Source organism: Pseudomonas sp. G1002, assembly GCF_013385455.1.
In the GTDB taxonomy this organism is placed as follows: domain Bacteria; phylum Pseudomonadota; class Gammaproteobacteria; order Pseudomonadales; family Pseudomonadaceae; genus Aquipseudomonas.
In genome coordinates, this window is sequence record NZ_JACAPY010000066.1 from 7,038 (window position 1) to 8,486 (window position 1,449).

The window sequence follows — 1,449 nt, forward strand, 5'->3', positions numbered from 1 at the left end:
GATCTTCCTGATCAACCTGCCGATCGGCGTGCTTGGGGTGATCCTGGTGCTGCGCTATATCCCGGACTATTCCGGGACGCCCGGCCAGCCATTGGACGTTCCCGGCTTGTTGCTCAGCGGTGTGGCATTGGGCGGACTGGTGTTCGGTTTCGAGGTGCTGGGCCACGGCCTGTTGCCGCGCCAGTGGGCGTTGCTGCTGATTGGCGGCGGGCTGTTGAGTGCCTGGCTGTATGTCCTGCATGCACGGCGGACGGCGTACCCGTTGATCGATTTTTCATTGTTGAAAATCCCGACCTTCGCGGTGAGCTTCTGGGGCGGCAACCTGATGCGCATCGGCAGCGCGTCACAGCCGTTTTTGCTGGTGTTGCTGTTCCAGCTGTGTTTCGGGCTTAACCCGTTGCAGGCGGGGCTGCTGAGCGTGGCCGGTGGCGTGGGTGCGTTGCTGATGAAAATGCTGGCGGTGCGGATTGTCAGCCGCTTCGGTTTCCGGCGCACCTTGATCGGCAATGCGGTGCTCACCGGTGCAACCATCCTGGCGTGCAGCCTGTTCGAGGTATCAACGCCTTACTGGATTGTAATACTGGTGTTATTTGGCAGCGGGATCATTCGTTCGCTGCAATTCAGCACCCTGGGGGCGTTGACCTATGCCGACGTGCCACCGGAACAATCCAGCCGCGCCAGCAGCCTGTCGGCGATGACCATTCAGTTGACGTTGAGTTTATCGGTGGGCATCGCGGCGGGGCTGCTCGGTTTGATCATGGCCGTGCGCGGGCATGCCACGGTCGAGCAGAGTGATATCGCCTGGATCATGGCGGGTGCCGGATTGCTGTGTGCCTTGTCGGGGCTGGTTTATCGCAGGCTGTCGCCCCAGGCGGGCTCGGCGATTTATGCAAAACGCGCAGAGGGAATTGGATGATTCGTGCAGCACGTATCGAGGACGCAGGTGACATTGCCTGGGTGCATATTCGCAGTTGGCAGCAGGCTTATCGTGAACTGATGCCGGCGGATTACCTGGCTTCGCTGGAGGCGACACAGCCCAGGCGCGAAGCCTTTTGGCGCCAGTCGATTGAGCAGGGGAGCGAAGCTGTGTTTGTCGCGCAGGTCGAGGGGCGTGTGGTGGGCTGGATTGTTGTCAGCTCGAGTCGTGATGAGGATGCTGATCCAGGCGTAACCGGTGAAGTGCAGGCGGTGTATGTGCTGGCCGAGCATTGGGGAACGGGGGTGGGCAGGGCGCTGTGGCTCAGGGGGCTGGAGCATCTCGCCAGCCTGGGCCTGGAGACGGCGACGTTGTGGGTGCTGGCTGAAAACCGGCGGGCAGTGCGCTTTTACCAAAATGCAGGATGGATAGCGCAGCCCGAATCAAGCCGCACCCTTGCTCGGGGCGGTCGTGAGTTGGAGGAACTTCGCTACCAATCCCAAAAGTGACGCTGAACCTGTGGCGAGGGAGCT

The 1,449-nt window shown here is 61.4% G+C and carries 2 protein-coding genes; both read left to right on the forward strand.

Going from position 1 to position 1,449, the window contains the following annotated elements; translation table 11 throughout:
* On the forward strand, positions 1-916 hold a 916-nt coding region (locus HX801_RS31480; RefSeq protein WP_256344324.1), incomplete at its 5' end, for an MFS transporter.
* Positions 913-1,425: a GNAT family N-acetyltransferase gene (locus tag HX801_RS31485; RefSeq protein WP_134326161.1), complete on the forward strand. Its 513-nt coding sequence runs from the start codon at positions 913-915 to the stop codon at positions 1,423-1,425. The genes HX801_RS31480 and HX801_RS31485, both read left to right, overlap by 4 nt.
* Positions 1,426-1,449: the final 24 nt, after the last annotated feature.